The sequence below is a fragment of the Mycoplasma cottewii genome (assembly GCF_024918975.1).
GTDB lineage: Bacteria > Bacillota_I > Bacilli_A > Mycoplasmatales > Mycoplasmataceae > Mycoplasma > Mycoplasma cottewii.
In genome coordinates this window covers 182,944-201,816 of the sequence record NZ_CP103424.1, presented here as the reverse complement: position 1 = coordinate 201,816, position 18,873 = coordinate 182,944, and the positions used below count along the sequence as shown (strand labels likewise).

Sequence of the window (18,873 nt, the reverse complement as noted above, 5' to 3'; positions counted from 1 at the left end):
CTATTCTCCAAAATCGTGTTCAATATCTTTATCTTGATCTAAATCTAGATCGGTATTTTTTAAAGTATAAATTTTAGGTTTTTCTTTATGTTTTAAATATTTAAATTCTTTTTGATCAATCACACTATCTTCATCATAATCATTAAATCCTGACATAAATTTAACTAATAATTGTTGTTGTTCTAACATTTTACCTGTATCAATTCCTTCGGCAATAAAACGTTTAATTTTATTATCATATTGTTGTTTTTTAACTATTTGTTTAATAATTGGTAAACCTAAAAATATACCTATTCCAACTGAAGGTCTTATAATAATAGGAAGTAAAATTGCTACAATAAATCCCATTGTTAATGTTATTGAGAATACTTTAAATAAATCAGGTAATAATACATTTGTCCCTTTTATAGGTATGATTGAAGCTACTAAAAAGATAGTTGTAAATCATGAACTAATCACTCCAACAAATAAGTAAATAAAGTTTTGTAAAATAGAACTAAACTTAGCAATATATACTAATTTATCTCATGTAAAGATTCATAAATATAAATAAGCAATTGTTATAAATAATGATTTAAAAGTATAAAACACAATTAAAATTGTTGATATTTTCTTTTGATCATCAACTAAAACTTTAGCCACAACTAAAACTATTAGATATGAAATTACTAAATAAAGTCCTGCAATAATATTAATAGATTTTGCAATCACTTTATTCATACCTTTTGCTTGAATTAAAGAAAACTTACCATCTAAAATAATAATTAAACTTGTTGAAAGTGCATACATTAATGAGAATGTAAATCTTGAAAAAACAAACTCAATTGCTTGGTTATTAATTTTACTATTATCTCTAATAATTGATGAAAATAAACCTGAAACAACATAAGGAGTTAACATACCAATTGTTGCAAAACTTAATACTGCTACAACATAAGTATAAAGTTCATAATTAATATATGATTTCCAATCTAATCGACCATTTTTAATAATAATACTTAAAAAGTATTCTCTAAAAGAAGTAATTAAAGTAGACATAATAATTCTAATATTCACACCAACTACCATATAAAGAGATAGTAAAGATGTAACTTCCAGTGCTGATGAACCTAATGCTAAGAATAAAATTAAAATATCAGCATTTCTTAGTATTGAAAATCCTATTTCAGATCAGAAGATTTTAGATGATCTTCTAGCTAAATGAGAGTTGTTAAAATCACGATAAAATTTCAATCAAGGGTATTTAATTTTCACATATTGTTTTATTAAAAATCCTCTAACAAATGGATATAGTAAAAAGATTAAAAAGATATAAACAGGTGAATAATTATCTCTAATAGTTAAATAACTATTTAAACATATAAAAAATAATCCAAATACTAAAATATCAGAAAACAGTATAGCTAAACGTCTGCTTCCATTTCTTTGATCAGCTCTTAAAATATTTTCATAAACACCAAATAATCCAGTTGATAATGTTTGTTTAAATCCGAAAATGAAAAATATTAAACTTAATTCTCAAAAATTTAAACTAGTTGCATTACCTGATGGAGAAGTGAAATTTAATGATCAATTAGCAGGTTTGTTGTTAATAATTGATGGAGCTAATGCAATTTCTAAAGGATATAAAATAGATAAAAGAAGAACTAATGTAAAACCCGTGATAATGTTGTTATTATATTTTCTTTTAGCTGTTGAAAAGACTTCGTTTGCTGAAATTCAATCACCTTCTGAAATTGGTCTCATCAGCATCACAATAGTTGCTATAGCTAATGATCCTTCAGCTGAACCAGCAATTAATGATAAAGACATACTAATTCTAATATACCCGTTTATTTCAGGACCAAAAGTTTTTAGAATTCAAAATATCATTAAGAATTGAATCAACATATTTGTAAGAGAAATAATAACCCCGATAAGGGCACTAAAAACTCCATATTTAGCTGATGTCTTCACTTTTACATCTCCTTTAATTAGCTCATTTAGGAATAAATTCTATTATTTTTTCATTTAAATAATCTAATGGTTTTTCTAAATTATGAAAAACTAATTTGCTTGCAGATAAATAAATTATTTTTTCATCGTTAATTTTTCTACCACCATATCTAAAGTCATTTAAAATTGGATTTTTTAAATAACTTAACATAGATCTTATTTGGTGTTTTCTTCCTGTTATTAATTTTACTAAAATTAAATTCTTTTTAATCATATTAAACTCAGTTTTACAATACTTATAGTTATCTATCATTTCAGTTGAAAAGATTGATTTCTTTATTTCTGAATCATAATTTATTCAACCTTCTAATACAACTGTGTTATCTAATGTTCAATCATTTGAAGTTAAAGCGAGATAATATTTTTCTATTTTGTCTTTATTTTGTATTGCATTCATCAATATTTCTGATGACTGTTTGTTTTTTGCATATATTACAAGACCTGAAGTTAATTTATCTAATCGATGAACGTGAGAAATTACAAATGAATTTTCATTTAAAGGATCGTATTGATTTTTATCTACTAAATAAGATTTAATCATATCATCTAAACAAATATTGTATGTAGAATGCATTTCTAAATTAGCATCTTTATTAACAATGATTAAATTATCATCTTCATAACAAATATCTAATTTAACATCTTTTATGTAATTAAAATTATCTCTAATCACAGGTTTATTTGAATCATAAACTTCAACAATATCATTTGATTTTAAAATAAAATGTTTATCTTTAATTCTTTTTGAATTAACCTTAATATCACCTTTTCTTAATCATTTATAAATAACAGAAATTGGTGTTGTTGAATATGTCTTTTTTAGAAATTTAAATAATGTTTGATTTTCATCATTTTTATTAATACAAAATTTTGTCATAATTCTCCTAAATTAATTAGTTGATATTGTTATTGTGAAAGAAATTAAATTATAAGTTGAGTGAATTAATCATGAATAAGTAATATTACCACGTGTAAAATCAAAAGCTAAACTTAAAAATAAACCACCTAAAAGATATGGAGTAATATTTCAAATATCACCTGATCCAACGTGCATAATTCCAAAAAATAACGTAGAAATTATAATTGATAATCATCTAGATCCGACTGCTGTAAATATCGCATTTCTTGCAATAATTTCTTCAAATAATGGTGCTACAAATACTGTAAAAACTAGTAAAAGAATTATATAAAATATTTTTGTTTGTTTATTTTTTAATGGTTCAATTAGATTTTGTTGATTTTCAGATTGACCTAATCCTAGTTTATTAGCTATAATCCCATATAATACATTTCCTAATAAAAACATTATTAAAGTAAAAACAACAACTACAATAATTAATTGTTTTTTATTTTCTTTTAATGTTTGTTTTACTCTTTGTTTTAAATCATCTATTTTTAAAAATGCATAAATTATTAAAACAATTTCAGCAATTAGTTGAATAAATGTTTGAAACACACTTCCTCATGCTGTTATTTTTTTATTTTCTTTATCAAATAAACCAGGAATTATTTGAGCACATATTGATGAAAAAATTCCCATAATTAAAAATGCAATAGGATAAATAAATAATATACCTACTCCTGATTTAAAAAATGATATTGGGTGTAATTTTCAAAAAATAAGTCCACCTATAGTTGAAAAAAATATACTTGAAACACTAATAATTAATTGAATTTGTTCTTCGTTAATGTTTAGTTGATTTTTAAAGACATTTAAAAATATTAGTGTGATTAAAGGCAGAACTACTATTGATAATAAAACTATAATTCCTTCAACTTTAGCATTATATCTGTAAAAATCAAAACCATATTTTTCATCAACATTTGTAGATTTTAATTGGAAATTGTTGATTTTTTTGAACACTTTTTTACTCTCCTTTAAATAAATAAAACAACCTAATGGTTGCTTTAAAATTAATTAAATTATCCTTCAATTAAACCTGATTCAACCATTGCTTTTTTAACTGCTTCAATTGCAGCAGCAGCATCAGATCCATCAGCTTCAATAGTTACTTCTGTACCAGTTTTAATAGCCATAGCCATTATATTCATAATTGATTTTAAGTTACCTTTTTTTTCACCAGTAATAATTGTTATACTTGAGATGAATTTTGATGCTTCTTTTGCTAGCACAGAAGCTGGTCTTGCATGTAAACCTACTTTATCTGTAATAACAGCTGTAAATTTCGCCATTATTTATCTTCCTCCTAAAATTTTATATAACATATTTATTATACATTTTTAACAAGTTTATATCAAATAAATTAAAAATCGATTGAAAATAAAAAGGTGCTTAGACACCTTTTTTAAATATTATTTTAAGTCTTTGATTTTTGTGATTTCTTCGTTGTATTCTGCTAATGTTTTTTCAACTTTTTCTTTGTATTCTTTTTTAGCTTGTTGGTATCTTCCGAAAACATCCTCATCAGATCTTAGTCAATGAATAAGGTTCCCTGCTAAAGTATCATTAACTAATTCTTCTGCTTCTTCTTCAGCTTTCGCTTCTAATGCATCATTAATGATTCGAATGTTTTCTTGAATAGATTTTTCAACAGCATTAGTCAAGTCTTGTTTATTAATAATTTGATCAATTTCAACTTCTATTTTTTGGTTCATTCACTCTTTATTAAAATCTAAATTAATTGTTGATGAACCTTCTATTTTATCGAATTGGGCTTCATCACTTTCGACTCCAATATTAAATCTTTCTAAAATTACCTTTTCTCAAAGTTCTGATTCATTTATGTTTTCTTCATTTTTACTTAATAAATCTTCAATTATAGAATTAACGTTATTTGTAATTTCATCAATATCTTTAGGCTTTGATGTTGATAATGCAACTACATTAAATATTTCATCACATTTTTTAGCGAAATCATCATTAGCTTTTTTAATAGCATCTTGAAGTTTTTTAACAACAACCTCTTGTTTAGACATATTTTCTTGTTCTTCTTTACTTGGTTTTTGTTGACATGCTACAACAACAGCACCTGTTGTAGCAACCATTCCAATCATCCCGAAAATTGATAGTAATTTTTTCATTTTATTTGTACCTTTCAAAGTATATTCTCGATTTTAAATTTTGCACACATTTGATTTTACTTTTTTTTTTTTTTTAAGTCAAGTGTTAAGTTGCATGAAAGGTAGCATTTACAATAACTTATCGAACAAATTAACAACCGAAACACATTCACAATGCAAAATCAAGAGTTTTTTTTTTTTTTTTGCAATACTTAGATTGATTGTTTAGAAAGGAGTAACATATGTCAAAACTGTTAAAATTTATTAACGGTCTAAGTTTAGCTGCTTCAGCAGGGGCTATTGGTGTTTCTGGTGTAACATTAGCTAAATATAACCAAGTTGGTGAAAAAGGGCCTAGAGGAGATAAAGGACCTAGAGGTGACAAAGGACCTAATGGTGATCCAGCACCCGCTGCATAATAACAACTACTTATAAAAATAAAATAATAACTCTAATTCTATAACTAACGTTATGGATTAGAGTTTTTTGTTCTTTAAAAATGTAATTTATAAAACTTTACAAAAATAAAAACTTCTACATGTTCGTTAAAACTAACAAACATATAAAAGTTATAGTAATTATAATTTGGTTAATGCAGGATTATTTGCTGCAACACTTGTAGTTCCATGAGTTTTATTTTCAAAAGCTATTTGAAGTTGATTTCCAATTATATTTGTAATAATACCTTTACCAAATAAAATATGATTAACCATATCTCCAACTTTAAAATCAACAAATTGTGTTGGATTGATTATTGGTGAAATTCTTTTTGAGTAAAAATCTTGTTTTTGATAATTTAAACTATTTATAAATTGTGATTCAAACTCATAATGATCTTTATTTAATTCATAAATAAACTTACTTGGTAGTAATTCAGATTTCATAATATAAGAATATTCACCTTTAACATAAGTAATAAATAATTGTTCTTCAGCTCTTGTTAAAGCAACATAAAAAGTTCGTCTTTCTTCTTCTAATTCTGATTGAATATTATTTGAAAGTTTTGAAGGAAGAACTCCTTGATTAATACCTACAACAAATACAACTTTATTCTCTAAACCTTTAGCAGCATGCACTGTCAGTAAATAAACTTTATCTTCAACTACTTGTTGATCAGCATCTCCTGTAAGTGATTCTTCTTGTAAAAAAGCAATCAATTTATTTTCTTCTAAATAATATTCATAATCAAAATCTTGTTCAAAATTCCTTAATTGATCATATAAAGCATTAATGTTTGCGATATTATCTTCATCTTTTAATACTTTTAATTTTTCTTCATATCCAGTTTTACTTAATAAATATCTTAAAATTTGTTCAACTGATTCATTTTTTAAAAACATTTCATTTGCAGATTTTAAAGTTTCAGATAACGAATCTAATTGTTTTGTAATTAAGTGTAAATCAGTTTTATCATCATTTACTAATAAATCATAAATAGAGATATTTTTTTCTTCACATAAATCAACGATCTTTTTAATTGTTACTGATCCAACTTTAGGAATTAATCCTAAAACTCTTTCACTTGAAATATTGTCTTTAATAGAAATCATTTTTAAAAATGCCATAGCATCTTTAATTACTTTTCTTTCTCTAAACTTAATTCCTCCAATTAATTGGAAAGGTATTTTTTGATTGTAAAATTCTTTTTCAAATTCTTGAGATCAAGCATTAATTCTATATAAAACAAAAAAGTCTTTATATCTATATCCTTGTTTAACTAATTCTTTTATTTGTTTTGCAACATATCTTGCTTCATCTTCACGAGATTGAGCTTCTTTTACAATAACTTTTTTTCCTGAATTATTATTTGTAAAAACTTCTTTTTTCTCTCTATTTTTATTATTTTTAATTAAAGCATTTGAAATATTTACTATTTGTTGAGTTGAACGATAGTTTTGGTTAAGTTTTATAGTTATTGCATTAGCATAAGTTTTTGAAAAGTTTAAAATAATATCAACTTTTGCACCACGTCATGAATATATTGTTTGATCAGGATCTCCAACAACAGTTAAATGATTAGTATCTTTTGTTAAAAATTTAATTAATTCAAATTGAATCTCATTAGTATCTTGAAACTCATCAACCATTACATAATCATATGCATTTCTTCACTTTTGTAAAATTTCAGGATTTTGTTTAAATAATTTGTAAACATAAATTTGTAGATCATCAAAATCTAAACTATTAGATTCTTTTAACTTTTGTTCATATAATTTATAAACTACAGCGAAATTTCTTTCCATGGGATTAAAAGCATTTTCCATCGCTTCATTAGGAGGGTATAAATTTTCTTTTCATTCTTTAATTTTATATAAAATCTTTTTATCAAAAATCTTTTTTTGTTCTTCAGTTAATACTAAATTCGATTCTTTAACAGATTTTTTAATAATAGTTCTTTGATCATCTGAATCAATAATTGAAAAGTTTTTTTCTAATCCTATATTAGATCCATCACTTCTTAAAACTCTACAACATCAAGAGTGAAAAGTTGAAATGAAAGGAGATTTTGAATTATCTTGAACAATATTTAAAACTCTTTCTTTCATTTCATTAGCTGCTTTATTTGTAAAAGTAACTGCTAAAATTCTCGAAGCTTTAATATTTGCTTTTTCAATTAAATAAGCAACTTTTGCAGTAATTACTCTAGTTTTACCACTACCAGCTGCAGCAATAATTCTAACCGGTTTATCAGTAGTTATTACAGCTGATAATTGTTGAGGATTTAAAGAATCTAATATATTATTTATGCTCATCTTTTTTCTCACTTTCTATTAGTTTAGTTTCATTTTGATTTTCTAATTTTAATGTTTTGATGTCTTGTTTTTTTAAGTTAATAGATTTATTGTAATTAATTTCTTCTTCATTTTGAATTTCATCTATAAAATCAATATCAAAATTACCCGGTTGATCAGATAATGAAACGTGTTTTTCATCTCTTGTTAAGATTTTATTAAAATCATGTTTTTGTATTTTTACTTGTTGTTTTTTATCAACTACAACAAGGTGTAATTTTATATCTATATTTGCTTGATGAAGTTTTTGAAACTTAATTGAAATCATAATAACTAATCATCAAAAGAAAACAATAATTAAACCAAATTGATAAATTATAGCTGATATAAAAATTCTAAATCTATTATCATTATTAATATTTACAGGAAGAATTAAAGCAAATATAGTAGTTGATATCATTCCAATTAAAAATGGAGCAAATATAAAAACTAATTCTCTTAAAAAGATATCTTTAAAAGTTATTGGTTTTTTATCTAAACTAATTAATTGTAGTTTAAATATTTTTTTAGATAATGATTGACCTTTTAAAATTCAAGTTAAAACTACAAAATATAAAAACATTCATATTATAGAAATTAAATATCTTGTTAATAAAATCACAACATCTCCTGGTTGTGATTTTCACAAAAGATCTATTAAAATCATAGGAATTGATCCTATTATCAAATCAAAAAGTCTAGCAAAAAGAAGTTTTCAAACACTAGCTAGACTAAATTGATTATCATTCAATTTTTTATTTTTATCAGTGTATTCAACTAATGAATAATTTTTATTTTCCATATTTGTTAATTATCTTATTTTACTTAATTCCGAATCAATGTATTCATTGAATTTGTGAACTCTTTCTGTGAATATTGGATCTGGATTTTGTAAAAATATTTTATTAACTCTAATAAATTTATCAATCTTATCTTTTTTAGCTTTTCACTTACATTTATTTAAAACATTTCTATATAAAACATCATCATCGAATAAGTTAACTAAATTTATGAAGTTATAACATAATTCATAATAATAAGCATAATGTAATTCATCAGCTATTTGTTTATATTCACCTATTGATCTGAAATAATTCATAATATGTGGTCATTGGTTAATAATATCAAATGCTGAATATCTCATAACTGATACTTTATGTTTAGTTAATATTTTATCTGTTGCAAAAAATGTTTTAGAATGTTTTAAAAATTCAAATGTAAATAAACTATCAAAACGAACTTTTGGTCTAAAATTAATTTTATTTTCTTTACATATTTGTGTTTTAAAAGCTTTAGAATAAATAATTCTTCTTATGTAAGCAAAAACTTCTTTTTCGTTTTCAAGATCATATACTCTATTTGTTTGTAGTAATGTTTTAACTGAAGTTTGTTCTAATAAACCATAATATTCTAGATCAAATTGAATCATATCTGGATTGTGATCGTTTGAAATTTTTTCTATTTCATCAACGAAATTTTCAAAAATATGATCTCCTTCTTTAACAAAAACCATATATTTTCCACTAGCTAAAAGTTTTGAAATATTTCAATGTTGAGCAGTGTCTTGAACTTTACTGTTTTCACTTATAATAATATTTTTGTTTTGTTCAAATAACTCATTTATATATTCTTTTTTTTCAGCATCTACTTTTGAATCAAATAAAATAATAATCTCAAAAGATTTGTTTTTTTGATTAAGTATAGAATCTACTGTTTTTTTTAATCTTTCTAAATCAGATTGTGAGCTTATAACAAATGATACTTGCATTTTTTTAACACCAACCTTTTATATTCAATATATATATTTTACACCATTATTAATAGCAATTATATTAGTTTATCCTTATATCTAGCATTATTAATTTTTAATATTATCTTACTTTTTATAATTGTTAATTTTAAAAAATAGACCTATAAGGTCTATTGTTTGATAAGTATAATATTTTTTTATATTATCTTCTTTAAAGTTTAATTTTAATATATTAATTATTGCAAGTGTTTTCTAATTGCTTCAGGTAGTTTATCTCCTCTGAATTCTTCGTGACCGAAATGATTAAAATGTTCAAATTTTTCAGGATCTTTTATTTTTACATCTCAACTTGATATATTTTGATTGAATTCGAAAGCACCTTGGAACATTCCACTCATATCATTCACATTAGATACATCTCAAGTATTTAATGGTTGGTTGAAATTTCAACAATTTCTGAACATTCCACTCATATTAGTTACGTTTGAAGTGTTGAAGTTTATGGGTTGATTGAAGTCTCTAGCACCATTAAACATATCGCTCATATTAGTTACGTTTGAAGTGTTGAAGTTTATGGGTTGATTGAAATTTTTGGCTTCACTAAACATTTCACTCATATCAGTTACGTTTGAAGTGTTGAAGTTTATGGGTTGGTTGAAGTTTCTAGCATAACCAAACATAAAACTCATATTAGTTACGTTTGAAGTGTTGAACTTATTTCCGAGTTGCTGGTTGAAATTTCTAGCAAAGGAAAACATCGAACTCATATTAGTTACATTTGAGGTATCTCAACTTTCTAATCCTGAAATTGTTGCGTTTATATTACTTGTGAATGCAGATTGTAAACTATTTATAAATGTAGGTAGTATTGGAACAACCTTATTTGTATTTACATCAATTCGTTCTATTTGTCACTCACCTTTTATATTTTTAAAGAATCCAATTCTTTTCAATTCTTTTTTATCAGATGTGTAAGTAGCTTTTAAACCGAACTCAAAATTAATTGTTCCAATAAAACTTTTGTTTTTATTTTCTTTTCCTGTAATTCTTACGTCTTTACCATTAACTTCTATGTTTAAATCATTTGAGTTTAAGTTTCAACTGTTTTTATTATTTATTTCTTTTAATATGTTATTTGGATCATTGCTAGATAACACATCTAAATAGCTGTTAATTCGTCTTGATAAGCTTAGTTTTGCTTCTATTGAACCTCTAAATTTACCATTACCATTAACAGCAATTGTCGCAACATCATCATTTACTACAACTTCTAATTGATTTTTAGTAATCTTTACATTTTCTTGTTCAAATAAAGTTTTATTTAACTCAAAAAATCTATTTAAAACACTTTGTTTGTCATTGTTTTTAAGATTGGTTATATTTTTTACAATATTTTTAATTGCATTAAATTGTTGTATAACTGAATAATTAATTTCAACAGTACCTTGGAATGAATTGTTGTTGTCTTTAACTTTGATTTTTAAAACGTTGTTTTCATTACTTAAAACATCAAAACTTGCAACAGTAAATCCAGAAAGTTTGTCTTTGTTATTGTTAATAAATTTTTCAATGATTGGATTTTGTTCAGTTGAATTAAATGCTCCAGCATTAGTGTTTAATCCTAAACTTGCTATATCAGTTTTAACTGAATATGAAATTTCAACTGTACCTTGGAATGAATTGTTGTTGTCTTTAACTTTGATTTTTAATTTTCTATTTTCATTTGAAACAACATCAAAACTATTTCTGTTTAATCCAGTTAGTTTATCTTTGTTTTTTGCAATAAATGCGTTAATGATTGCAGTATCTTCATTTGAATTAAATGCTCCAGCATTTTTATCTAGTTGTAAAGTTGCAATATCAGTTTTAACTGAATAATTAATTTCAACAGTACCTTGGAATGAATTGTTGTTGTCTTTAACTTTGATTTTTAAAACGTTGTTTTCATTACTTAAAACATCAAAACTTGCAACAGTAAATCCAGAAAGTTTGTCTTTGTTATTGTTAATAAATTTTTCAATAATAGCGTTTGGTTCATCTGAATCAAATGCTCCTACATTTTTATTTAATTCTAAACTTGCTATATCTCTTTTATTAAACTTAATTTCTATCGATCCTATAACACTTTTGCTTTCCTTTTTAGCAGTAATGGTTACACTAGGAACGTTTCTATTGAATTGCATTACAACATCATTAAGCTCAATATCTATATGAGATTCTTTTGTTTTTAAAGTCTTACGCAAGTTGTTTATATGGTTTAAGATTTCTTGTTGATCTTCAGTATATAAAAGTGATACTGTACGCATACTTATAGGAATTTCATTGTCAAGATTAATAATTCTTTGCTCTAATTTTCTTTTATTATGCAGCACTCCTAAAACTGCACCACCCGCTGAAAATGAAACAACTATTAACCCTGCAATAACGCTTAAAATTTTAATTTTACTTGTTTTTTTAGAATTTTTCATACTTCTATTTTACTTTTTTTTTTTTTTTGGCAAGTAGGTCTTTAGACAGAGTGCATTTTATCTTTTATTTTCCAATATTTTTTTAATTTAACTAAATAAAAAATGATTCATAAGAATCATTTCTATTATTAGAATAATAAGTTTCTTGGAGTTCTTGGAAATGCAATAACATCTCTAATGTTTGATGCACCTGTAATGTACATAATTAATCTTTCAAATCCTAATCCAAATCCAGCTGATTTGTAGTATCCATATTGTCTTAAATTGTTGTATCATTCTAATTGATCAACATCAACGTTCATTTCTTTACATCTTTGAACTAATTTTTCAAAGTTGTCCTCACGTTGACTTCCTCCAACTAATTCACCAATTCCAGGAACTAGTAAATCAACTGCAGCAACTGTTTTACCATCGTCATTTTGTTTCATGTAAAACGCTTTAATATCTTTTGGATAGTTTGTAACAAATGTTGGTGCTTTATTAACTTGTTCACAAATAAATCTTTCGTGTTCTGTTCCTAAATCTAGTCCAAATTCAATGTTTGATTCTTCGAATTTGTGTCCGTTTGCTACAGCTTGTTTTAGAATTTCAATAGCTTCTGAGTATGTTGTAACTTTGAATTCAGAATTTCTAACACTATTTAATTTGTCGATTAATCCTTGTTCTAAGTTTTTGTCACAGAATTCTAATTCTTCTGAGTTTTTTTCAAATACATAGTTAATTACATATTTAACCATATCTTGAATTAAAGCAATATTATCTTTTAAATCAGCAAATGCTACTTCAGGTTCAATCATTCAAAATTCAGCAGCGTGTTTTGCTGTGTTTGAGTTTTCAGCTCTAAATGTTGGTCCAAATGTATAAACTTTTCTAAATGCTTGAGCAAAAGCTTCAGCATGTAATTGTCCTGAAACTGTTAAACTAGCTTTTTTACCAAAGAAATCTTGTTCATAATTTCCATCTTCACGAGTTGTTACTAAGAATGCTTCTCCAGCTCCTTCTGCATCATTTCCTGTAATTATCGGAGAATGTACTAAAACGAAGTTTTTATCATTAAAGAATTTATTAATCGCAAAAGCAGCAGTTGAACGAATTCTAAAAATTGCATTAAATGTTTTTGTTTTTGCTCTTAAGTGTGCAATTTCACGTAAAAATTCTGTTGAGTGTTCTTTTTTTTGTAATGGATAATCTTCAATTGCTTGATCTAATAATTCAATTGATTTAGCTTGAATTTCAAAAGCTTGTTGATTATTTGGTGTTAAGATTAATTTTCCTGTAACTTCTACAATTGAACTAACTCTAGCATTTTGAGCATCTTCATATCCTTTAATTTCAGGTTTGTAAACAACTTGAACATCATTTAATGTTGTTCCATCATTTAAAACCATAAATGAAACAGCTTTTCCTTGTCTGTTTGATCTAACTCTAGCTAAAACACTTACTTTGGTGTCAGCTAATTTTTCATATTGTTGAAATAGTTCTTTTAATTCCATAAATTTAGTCCTCCAATATATATTTTTTGATAAATTTACCAACACCACCATTTAGATTAGTATCAGTAATGTATTTTGCTTTATGTTTAATTTCATCAACTGCATTACCAACAGCAACACAATTAGGAATTTTTTCAAACATACTTATATCGTTTATATTATCACCAAAAATAGCGATTTCGTCTTTTTTTATGTTTAAAATTTCAGCCATTTTTTCAATCGCATTTCCTTTAGTAGCTGTTATGTTAGTAAATTCATAAACTGGCATACTTTCAATATCACTTTTCATAAATGTTAGATATTGATTCATATTTTCTTGAACAAATCAACTTTGTAATTCTTGTTCTTTTTCTTGTTCAACAAAACTCATAATTTGTACAACATTTTTAAAATCAAAATCTGTGTTTGTTGAACAAATTGTTTTGTTAAATCTTTCAAATCAATTTCTTTTGTTCATACTTTCAACTGTAAAAGAGATATTATTTCAATAAACATCATTAATAGTGGCTGTAAAAATAACAGCACAAACATTTAAATCAGTTAATTTTTTAACAACTTTATTTACAATATCACTTGGAATTGAATTTATATAGATTGGATCGAATTCACTTACTTTTGAAATAAGTGATCCATTAGATAAAACAAATAAATCGACATGATCTGCTACATTGAATAAATCTGCTTTTGATTTTGCTGATATGTAAGGTTGACCAGTTGCTATAGTTGTATAAACACCTTTTTGATTAGCTTGTTTGAAAACTTCAACATCAAGATCGTTTGCTAGTTTTCCGTGCTCTAAAACTGTTCCATCTAAATCAGTTACAATTAACTTAATATTTTTTAATGACATATAACACCTCATATTATTCTTCTTTAAAATAGAAAGTTGATATTTCTAAACTTTCATTAAAATTATTTTCAATAATTTTATCAACAATACCTAATTTTTCTAATGCTTTTTTAGTGACATCATCATCATTTATAATTTTGTTTTCAAATTTTAATCATCTATAAACTGTTTGATTGTAATGTTCTTTTAATGAAGTACAATGTCCAGAAAAGTTATAAATTAAAAGTTCATCATTTTTTATAGTTCTAGATCTATTAATAAATAATCTTGTTGTATCACTTGATGAAGTGTATCGATCATTATTACCATGAATAAATAAAATAGGAATTTGAGCAGGTTTAACATTTTCTTTTTCATATTTATCAAAAATGTTCATCTCTGTTCAATCATATAAAGTTGCTTTTTCTTGTGATTTTAAAATGTCAGAAATTATTTTATTGTCCATTTTTTTATTGAAAAATCTTTTAATTCTTGATCTATAAATTTTAGATAATAATGTTTCAATTGAACCATAAGCTGATTCACTAATTGCAAATTTAACTTTATGTTTTTTTAAGAATTCTTGTTGAGTAACTGTTAAATAATTAATTATATAAGCTCCCATACTCATACCTAATAACCCTATAGTTTGAGGTTTTTCATTATCAGTTAAATATTTAATTGCCGCAACTAAGTCTTTACTTTCTAATAATCCTAAAGTTATAAGATCAGTTGAATCAGATTCACCATGATTTCTAAAGTCAAAAACTAAAATATTATACCCAAGTTCAATAAAAGGTTTAGCTCAATATAAACTTCAATATTTATGTCCTGTAAATCAATGACAACTTATAATTCATTTTTTAGAATTAGGATCAGTTATATATTTTAATCCACTAATTACAACACCATCTTCAGTTTCAAATCTAATTGGAGCAATATTATCATCAATTTCAAAAGTTAATTGAGGTTTTTTAAAATACAGTTTCATGATTTTATTCATTTTACTAATTTCAGGGTTCATGTAAATGTATTTTCTTTTTTTATTTTTTCTAAAAAATACTGATTTTTCTAATAAAGTATAAAACTCAATAAAAGATTTATCTAAAGCTTTAAAATTTTTATCTCCTGCTTTTCTTAGTATTTTTCTTCTTTCTTTACTTTTCATATATTCACCTACTTACTAGTTAAAGTTAATATGTAATTAATTTTGTTTATTAGTTAATTTTTCATAAGCTAATTTAGCCATCATTGCAGCATTATCTGTACAATAACTCATCTTAGGAACAAAAGTGTTTTTTATATTATATTTTTCTCCTAGTTCTAAAATTATTTTTCTAACTTGACTATTAGCACTAACTCCACCAGCTACAGTTAATGTTTTAGGTTTAAATTCAATAATAGCTTTTTCAAGTTTTTTTTCTATAATACTTGTTGCTGCGTGTTGAAAGCTTGCTGCAAAATCTTCTAAATTTATTTTTTCATTTCTTTGATTTAAATTATGAATTAAATTTATACATGCTGTTTTTAATCCTGAATAAGAAAAGTCATATGAATTATCGTTTTTAGCTATTGGTAAGACATAAGCATTTTTATTTCCTTTCATAGCTAATTTATCTAACACCGGACCACCTGGATAAGATAATCCTAATACTCTAGCCACTTTATCATAACACTCACCAATTGCATCATCAGAAGTAGATCCTATTATTTGAAAATCAAATGGAGAATTAACTAATTCAATTTGAGTGTGACCTCCTGAAACTACCATTGCTAGTACTGGATAAACAAATTCATGTTCAATACTTGCTCCATAAATATGACCTTGAATATGATCTAAAGCTAATATTGGTTTATTAATATATAAACTAATTGTTTCAGCTACTAATTTTCCAATAATTAAAGATCCAATTAATCCAGGTTTTTGTGTGTATGCTACATAATCAATTTCATCTATATTTATATTTGTTTCTTTAATCGCTGCTTGTAATACTCAATTTAAATTTTGAACATGTAATCTTGCAGCTAATTCTGGAACAACACCACCAAATTCTTGATGATTTTTAATTTGAGATGAAATAATATTTGTTAGTATTTTTCCATTATCAATAATTGATATAGAAAATTCATCACAACTTGATTCAATAGCTAAAATTTTCATAAAACTCTCCTTTATTTTTTTAGTACATATTAATATAATCATAAATAATTTTATTTCATCTTTATATATAGTAAATAGAAAAGATTTAATTTTAAAATATAAAAACTCACAAATATATTTGTGAGTTTAAAGATTATTTAATATTAATGTTTATATAAAATTATTAATCTAAGTTATTAACTTTTCTAATATCAAATGAAGCAGTTTTATTATCTCTTAGTCTATAAACTAAGTTAGGGTTACCATAAGCTTTAGTTTTTTCGAAATTAACCATACTTAAACCACCAACATATAATGGTATTTCATCTTTTATTGTTATAGGTTTATTAGTAGTTTTATCTTTGATTTCTTCTCCAGTAATTGGATCAACTTCATTGACAACTAATAATTGTGGTGATAGGTGAAGACCTATGTTACCTAATGTGTCTCAAACTTCTTTTTCACCAATAACAGTACCACTTTCATCTTTTATTTCTTTTTTTGAGTTATATCTATCTATATCCCTTTGACTTAATGCAACTGATTGTGTTTTTGTAGAAAAGTAGTTTTCTGATAAATAATTTTCTCTTCTTGTATATAGATTTACGTGAGCATGACTCATTCAACCACCATTTGAAGCGTTGTCTCCTAAATAACCTATAATTGTATTTTTAGTAACTGTAACAGGATTTTTTGGAGTTACACCTTTTGCTACTTTTATAACTCTACCTCCCGATAGATTAGCAGATTCAGTGGCCAAGCCAAATCGTTCATTATTTAGTGTTTTTGCTGCATCTAAATGTAAAAATGACATATAAATGTTATTGTTATTTCCGTTTAGCTGGGTTTCGATTTCTTTTGGAGATCAATCTAAATTTTTAACCGGAATTTCAGCAACTAACACTGTTCCTACTCCAGAGAATGGCTTATTACTAGTTAATTCATATGCAGCTATAATTTTACCATCATAAGGCATCAATACAGCTTGATGATCGTTTGCTAAGTAGTCTTCACCAATATGCATATAAATTGGAGTCTTAATTTTTTCACCATAGAATCCTCTTGATGAAGCGTAACCTCCTGAAAACAACTCAGAATTAAATTGTCTAAAGAAATCTTTATTAACTGATTTTAAGTTTTCTTGTGTTAACATTTCTGTTGCAAAATTTGGAGCATTAATATTTCGTTTTACAAAATCTTCTTCATATAAATTTGCATATTTTTTAACACCGATTGTTTTATTTAAAGTGATTTGTTTATTTTCTTTTGTTAATATCTCTAAAACGAGGTTAGCATTTCTAAAGTTAGTACCTTTATTTATTTTTGCTATATTTACTTTTTCAAATTTATTTTTATCGAAATTAATATATAAATGATCTTTAGAAATTTCAAAAAAATCAGTATTTAATTCACCAAATTTAATAGTGTTAACTTTTATTATTTCATTTAGCTTTAAATCATTTCAAAACTTATCATTTTGATCAAATTTAAATTTAATAAATGATGTAACTCCAGTTTCTGCGTTTGGTTTGTTATTTTCTACATCTCTAACAGCCAATCTAACTTTTAATAGTCCTTCATTCAATTCTAATTCAGAATCTAAAAAGTCTACATCAAAAATCGTTGCTTTAAATTCGATATTGTTATTTTTAAATTCTGTTTTAAGTTTTTCAAATTCTTCAATTTTGATCTTAAAGATTGATTCTAACTGTTTAGAACTTAATTCATGAATACCTCATTCGTTAATAGAGTTTTTAATTTCTTCAGATATAGTAGAGTTTATTTCTACACTAAACTTAGTGTCATCTAATTTTTTTAATTTTTCATAAATAGGTTTTATGTTATCAAGCTTGATTCTTTCTGTTTTGCTTACTTTAACATTTTTTAGCCTAAAATTAATTATTTGTTCAGAAAATAATCCATCAGAAAATGGTGCATAAATTGCTCTTTTGTGACTTTCTAAATCTCTTCTTACTTTTATAGGGAACACCACATCAAAGTTATTAGAAAAATCTCTAGTTATATTTGTATAGTCTACTTGGAATGTTAATCCTTTTAAATAGTTATCTGACAGATTGAATTTTTCTTTAACAATTTGCTTAAATTTGTTTTCATCAAATTTTATATATTTAGCAGCATAGTTGTTTTTCATGATATTTCCAAATTCAACTGTTTGCCCACTAGCTTTAGGGTCTGTGAATTTTACTAATTCTTCACTATGATCATGCTTTTCAAAATATTTGTTGATTTCAGATAAAATATTAATCTGATTTAATTGTTCTGCTTCAGTCAATGAGTTTTTAAATGTTGGTCCATAACAAGAAACAACAGCTAAAGCAGAAGGTATTATAACCGTACTAGATAGTAGTGGTAAAAATAACTTTTTTAATAACTTCATATCTATAA

15 protein-coding genes are annotated in these 18,873 nt (G+C 24.9%); 1 reads left to right on the top strand and 14 read right to left on the bottom strand.

All coding sequences use genetic code 4. From position 1 onward, the window contains the following. The 5 genes from NX779_RS00825 to NX779_RS00805 all read right to left on the bottom strand — a co-directional run bounded on the left by NX779_RS00825 (position 1) and on the right by NX779_RS00805 (position 5,037). The gene (locus NX779_RS00825) at positions 1–1,956 is read right to left on the bottom strand and encodes a hypothetical protein (RefSeq protein WP_259430342.1); all 1,956 of its coding nucleotides are present in this window, start codon (positions 1,954–1,956) and stop codon (positions 1–3) included. A 13-nt stretch (positions 1,957–1,969) separates the two neighbouring features. Beyond that, entirely contained in the window at positions 1,970–2,872 is a 903-nt protein-coding gene (locus NX779_RS00820) for an RluA family pseudouridine synthase (RefSeq protein WP_259430341.1), read from the bottom strand. A 12-nt stretch (positions 2,873–2,884) separates the two neighbouring features. Continuing rightward, a complete protein-coding gene (locus tag NX779_RS00815; protein WP_259430340.1) occupies positions 2,885–3,859 on the bottom strand; it encodes a CPBP family intramembrane glutamic endopeptidase in 975 nt (324 codons plus the stop codon). 59 nt (positions 3,860–3,918) lie between these two features. Further along, the gene (locus NX779_RS00810; protein WP_259430339.1) at positions 3,919–4,188 is read right to left on the bottom strand and encodes an HPr family phosphocarrier protein; all 270 of its coding nucleotides are present in this window, start codon (positions 4,186–4,188) and stop codon (positions 3,919–3,921) included. 120 nt (positions 4,189–4,308) lie between these two features. Then, the gene (locus NX779_RS00805) at positions 4,309–5,037 is read right to left on the bottom strand and encodes a lipoprotein (protein WP_259430338.1); all 729 of its coding nucleotides are present in this window, start codon (positions 5,035–5,037) and stop codon (positions 4,309–4,311) included. A 221-nt stretch (positions 5,038–5,258) separates the two neighbouring features. Between NX779_RS00805 and NX779_RS00800 the strand changes: the two genes are divergently transcribed. Next, positions 5,259–5,435, top strand: coding sequence for a hypothetical protein (locus NX779_RS00800; protein WP_259430337.1), 177 nt, complete (start codon positions 5,259–5,261; stop codon positions 5,433–5,435). A gap of 159 nt (positions 5,436–5,594) precedes the next feature. On the opposite strand, the gene NX779_RS00795 is transcribed toward NX779_RS00800, so the two are convergent. From NX779_RS00795 to NX779_RS00755, 9 genes are all read right to left on the bottom strand, one after another. Further along, positions 5,595–7,769, bottom strand: coding sequence for an ATP-dependent helicase (locus NX779_RS00795; RefSeq protein ID WP_259430336.1), 2,175 nt, complete (start codon positions 7,767–7,769; stop codon positions 5,595–5,597). Further along, complete coding sequence (locus tag NX779_RS00790; protein ID WP_259430335.1) at positions 7,756–8,589, bottom strand: RDD family protein; 834 nt, start codon at positions 8,587–8,589, stop codon at positions 7,756–7,758. The genes NX779_RS00795 and NX779_RS00790 overlap by 14 nt, the downstream gene beginning before the upstream one ends. A gap of 9 nt (positions 8,590–8,598) precedes the next feature. Beyond that, positions 8,599–9,555, bottom strand: coding sequence for a glycosyltransferase (locus tag NX779_RS00785; protein ID WP_259430334.1), 957 nt, complete (start codon positions 9,553–9,555; stop codon positions 8,599–8,601). 218 nt (positions 9,556–9,773) lie between these two features. After that, positions 9,774–12,005, bottom strand: a complete 2,232-nt coding sequence (locus tag NX779_RS00780) for a BspA family leucine-rich repeat surface protein (protein ID WP_259430333.1) — start codon at positions 12,003–12,005, stop codon at positions 9,774–9,776. Positions 12,006–12,133: 128 nt separating this feature from the next. Continuing rightward, on the bottom strand, positions 12,134–13,498 hold the full coding sequence (gene asnS, locus NX779_RS00775; RefSeq protein ID WP_259430332.1) for an asparagine--tRNA ligase: 1,365 nt from the start codon (positions 13,496–13,498) through the stop codon (positions 12,134–12,136). A 4-nt stretch (positions 13,499–13,502) separates the two neighbouring features. Then, a complete protein-coding gene (locus tag NX779_RS00770) occupies positions 13,503–14,348 on the bottom strand; it encodes an HAD family hydrolase (protein ID WP_259430331.1) in 846 nt (281 codons plus the stop codon). Between the two features lie 13 nt (positions 14,349–14,361). Further along, a complete protein-coding gene (locus tag NX779_RS00765) occupies positions 14,362–15,495 on the bottom strand; it encodes an alpha/beta hydrolase (protein WP_259430330.1) in 1,134 nt (377 codons plus the stop codon). Positions 15,496–15,531: 36 nt separating this feature from the next. Next, positions 15,532–16,488 carry a tRNA (adenosine(37)-N6)-threonylcarbamoyltransferase complex transferase subunit TsaD gene (gene tsaD, locus NX779_RS00760; protein WP_259430329.1) on the bottom strand — a complete coding sequence of 319 codons (957 nt, stop codon included), beginning with the start codon at positions 16,486–16,488 and terminating at the stop codon, positions 15,532–15,534. A gap of 163 nt (positions 16,489–16,651) precedes the next feature. Continuing rightward, positions 16,652–18,865 (bottom strand): MSC_0775 family lipoprotein, encoded by a 2,214-nt coding sequence (locus NX779_RS00755; protein WP_259430328.1) that lies wholly within the window; start codon positions 18,863–18,865, stop codon positions 16,652–16,654. Positions 18,866–18,873: the final 8 nt, after the last annotated feature.